Source organism: Cellulomonas citrea (assembly GCF_009829685.1).
Lineage (GTDB): Bacteria > Actinomycetota > Actinomycetes > Actinomycetales > Cellulomonadaceae > Cellulomonas > Cellulomonas citrea.
The window spans coordinates 1-3766 of the sequence record NZ_VWSD01000204.1 but is presented as its reverse complement, the minus strand read 5'-3'; the positions used below and the strand labels follow the sequence as shown (position 1 = coordinate 3766).

Below are 3766 nucleotides of genomic sequence, written 5' to 3'. Positions count from 1 at the left end.
CCTCGTCGGCTGCGGCGGGCGAGACCTGGGCCGGCACCGCGCCGGGCTGACGCAGGCCCACGGCCTCGTGCGACGGCCCCGGCACGAGCTCCCGGACGGGGCGCTGCCGGGTCTGGTCGGACGCCGCGCCGTCCGCCGCACCGAGCTCGAGGATCGGCCGCAGCCGGGTCGCCTCGTCCTGCTCGAGCTCGGTGTGCCCGGGCGCCGCGACCTCGGGGGGCCGGCGGGAACCGCCCGTCTCGAGCCCGACGACGTCGAGCGCCGTCACCGGCAGGCCGAGCGCCTGCTCGACGTCCTGCAGCGCCCGGGCCACCGCGACCGCGCTCGCGTACCGCCGCCCCGGGTCCTTGGCCATCGCACGTTCCAGCACCCCGGTGAGCGCCACCGGCATGTCGGGGCGCCCGACCGCCGGCAACGGCATCCGTTCGATCCGGGCCACCAGCTCCGGTGCGGTGTTCGCCGACCCGGGCACCTCGAAGGGGCTGCGTCCGGCGAGCACCGAGTAGATCGTCGCGGCCAGCGAGTACACGTCGGACCGCTCGTCGCCGGCCGGTCGCGGGCCCACCAGCTCGGGGGGTGCCCACGGGATCGACATGCCGACCGCCGACCCCGAGCCCTGGCCTGCTGTCGCCGCGATCCCGAAGTCGGTGAGCGCCGGCCAGCCGAAGTCCGTGGTGAGCACGTTCGCCGGTTTGATGTCGCGGTGCAGGATGCCCGCGTCGTGCGCGGTCTGCACGGCCGAGGCCAGCCGCACCCCGATCCGCAGGCACTGGGCCACCGTGAGGCGCTCGGTCCGGTACCGCTCTGCCAGCCCGGGCTGCGAGCAGTACTCCATCACCAGGTACGGACGCCCGTCCTGCGCGAAACCGGCATGGTGCACCGTGACGATCGCGGGGTGGTGCGACAGCTGGGCCATGAGGTTGGCCTCGGTGACGAACCGCGCCCGCACATCGTCGTCGAGGGTGGGCGCGAGCAGCACCTTGACCGCGACGTCACGGGCCGGCAGGTGCTGGCGGTAGAGGAAGACGTCGGCGAACCCGCCCAGGCCGATGAGCCGCTGAACGGTGTAGCCCGGGAGCTCGGGGGGCGTGCTCGGCGAGCGCACCCCCGTCATGTCCCCCGCTCCACCGTGAAGGTCACCCCGTCGCCGAGGTCCACGGTCTGGTCGAGGCCGAGCGCGGTCGGCTCACCGGGGTGCAGGCGGTGCGAGCCCAGGCCGGGGGCGAGCAGGTAGACGCCGTTCGTCGAGTCGAGGTCGGTGACCAGGACGTCGTCACCGACCACACGCACCTCGGCGTGCGTGCGGCTGATGTCCTGCTGCGGGCTCGGCACCGCGACGAGCCGGGGCAGGTCGCGGCCGCCGATCCGGGAGGCCTGGGGGGCACGTCCGAGCAGCACGGGCCGGTCCAGGGCGACGACGAGCCCGGTGGACAGCACGAGCTTGACGACGGGCGCGGCCGCCGTCTGCACCGTCGGGGCAGGGCGCCCGTCCCACACCGGCAGGCTCTCGCGCAGGTCGGCCAGGCTGCTGGACATGATGGTGAAGGACGCGTCGTCACTGGTCTCGTACGACGACGCGACGGGCGGGCGGGCGATCGCCTCGGTCGGCGCACCGGCGGCCGCCATGGCGGGTTCCCGCACGGGGTCCAGCACCGGCTCGAGCACGGGGTCGAGCACCTGGGTCGGCCGGTCCCACGGGACCTGCTCGGCCGACAGCACCACCGGTTCGTCGACGCCCGCCCCATGAGCCGTCGGCTCGCCCGCCGACTCCTCACCAGGCACGGGCTCGTCGCCGTCCGCCCCATGAGCCGCCGGACCGTCGCGGTCCGCAGGACCTTCGCCGTCCGCAGGCTCGTCCGCCGACCTGTCCCCGTCTGCCGGCGCGTCGGGGCCGGACGGGGCGAGCGGGTCCTGACCGACCGTCGCGCCGTCGTCGTCGACCTGGTCACCCACGGGCTGCGCACCGGCGTCCGCAGGCTCCGGGGCCGTCCCGACGGCGTCCGCACCTGTCGCCCCCTCGTCAACCGACCCGACGAGGTCGAGCTGCGCCGGGACGGTGAGGCCGGCCGCCCGCACCAGCCCACCGATGAGCGGCAGCTGCGGTGACGTCGAGGCCCCGGACACGTGGGCGGTGAGCCGGTGCACGGACGGCAGCACGCGTTCGGACCAGGTGCTCACCGCCGAGCCGTCCACGACGGTCGTCCCCTCGTCGGTGACCGCCTCGACCCGCACCGGTCCGCGGACGGCGACGTTGGTCGACCCGTCCGGACCGCGCACGGCCAGGGCGAAGCTCGGCAGCGCGCCCAGACCGGCCCTCGACAGCGCCGACAGTCCGTCGACGAACGTCGCACCACGAAGGCCCTGCCGCCACAGCTCGAGCGCGATCTCGTCGCCCGCATCGGGCTCGACGAGGGCGACCCACCCGTCGCAGCTCAGGGCCGTCCAACCGCCCGGGGTGTAGCTCGACCCGTTCACCGTGCTCCGTCCTGCGGCACCTGACGAGGAACCGTCGCCCCGTCCACCATCTCGTCCCAGCGGTGCCCGCTGCCGCGGGAGACCGTCGGGTGCTCGTCGTCGAACGCGTCCGCCAGGCTCGTCTCGCCCGACGACGGCACCACGTCGATCACGACGACCGTGACGTTGTCCCGTGCCCCGCGCGCGAGCGCCTCGTCCACCAGGGCCACGGCCGCCGCCTGCGGGTCGGCCCGCGAGCCCAGCGTCGCCGCGATGTCCCCGGCACCCAGCTCACGGGTGAGGCCGTCGGTGCACAGCATGAGCCGGTCGCCCTGCCCCGCAGGAAGCAGCCAGTAGTCGGGCTCGGGCAGGCCGTCGGTGCCCAGCGCCCGGGTGAGCACATGCCGCTCGGGGTGCCGGTCGGCCTCCTCGCGGGTGAGCACACCGGCGTCGACGAGCTCCTGGACCACCGAGTGGTCCACGCTCACCTGCTCCAGCCCGCGAGCCGTCCAGCGGTACACCCGCGAGTCGCCGATGTTGAAGACGAGCCAGAACGAACCACCCTCGTCGTGGGTGAGGGCGACCCCCGCGACGGTCGTGCCACCCTGGCGGCCGTGCGTGAACTCGGCGCGGATCCGGGTCGAGGTGCGGTCGAAGCAGTCACGCACGTCGTCACCGGTGGGCTGGGACTGGCCGGCGAGCTGGGCGAACTCCTCGACCGCGATCCTGCTCGCGAGGTCACCCGCGTCGTGCCCGCCCATCCCGTCGGCCACCATGAAGACGGGCGGATAGGTGAGCACGGCGTCCTCGTTGACCTCCCGGACGGTTCCCCGGTCGGTCGCCGAACCCCACGACGTGCGCACAGAGCTCCCCTCCCGACTCGTCACCCACTGGAGTATCGGCCCCCATCGTGCCTCACCTGAGCGCGAGCGCGGGCACGTTGCCACTCGTCAGATGCCGAGTTGGAACACTCCCCAGTACGCCAGCACGACGAGCAGCACCAGACCGCCGGCCGCGGCCAGGCCCAGCGCGACACGCGGCAGCACGCCGGTCGCGACACCGTGACCCTCGCGCCGGGCCGCCACCGCACGGCGCATCGTGAGCACGGCCGCCGCGACCGTGACCACGCCCATGAGCCGCACGCCGACCCAGCCCCCGGTCACCACGAGGGCATCGCGCTGGTAGTCCAGGGCCAGCCGCGCCACCGCCACCAGGTACCAGACGAGGGCCGCGACGGTGAGCACGCAGCCGAGCCCGGACAAGAACATCCGCCGGCCGACCCCGGGCGCGAACCCGGCCACCGGCGCGCGGC

At 74.7% G+C, this 3766-nt stretch carries 3 protein-coding genes and 1 pseudogene; all 4 read right to left on the bottom strand.

Annotated features, from left to right (window positions below):
• Window positions 1-1114 (bottom strand): serine/threonine-protein kinase (locus F2B26_RS14970; protein ID WP_159810725.1); only part of this gene is annotated, 1114 nt, incomplete at its 3' end.
• Complete coding sequence (locus tag F2B26_RS14965) at window positions 1111-2475, bottom strand: FHA domain-containing protein (protein ID WP_159810723.1); 1365 nt, start codon at window positions 2473-2475, stop codon at window positions 1111-1113. The genes F2B26_RS14965 and F2B26_RS14970, both read right to left, overlap by 4 nt.
• Window positions 2472-3317 carry a PP2C family protein-serine/threonine phosphatase gene (locus tag F2B26_RS14960; protein ID WP_159810721.1) on the bottom strand — a complete coding sequence of 282 codons (846 nt, stop codon included), beginning with the start codon at window positions 3315-3317 and terminating at the stop codon, window positions 2472-2474. The genes F2B26_RS14965 and F2B26_RS14960 overlap by 4 nt, the downstream gene beginning before the upstream one ends.
• An 87-nt stretch (window positions 3318-3404) precedes the next feature.
• A pseudogene (locus F2B26_RS14955) lies at window positions 3405-3766 on the bottom strand (alpha/beta hydrolase family protein); the annotation flags it as partial.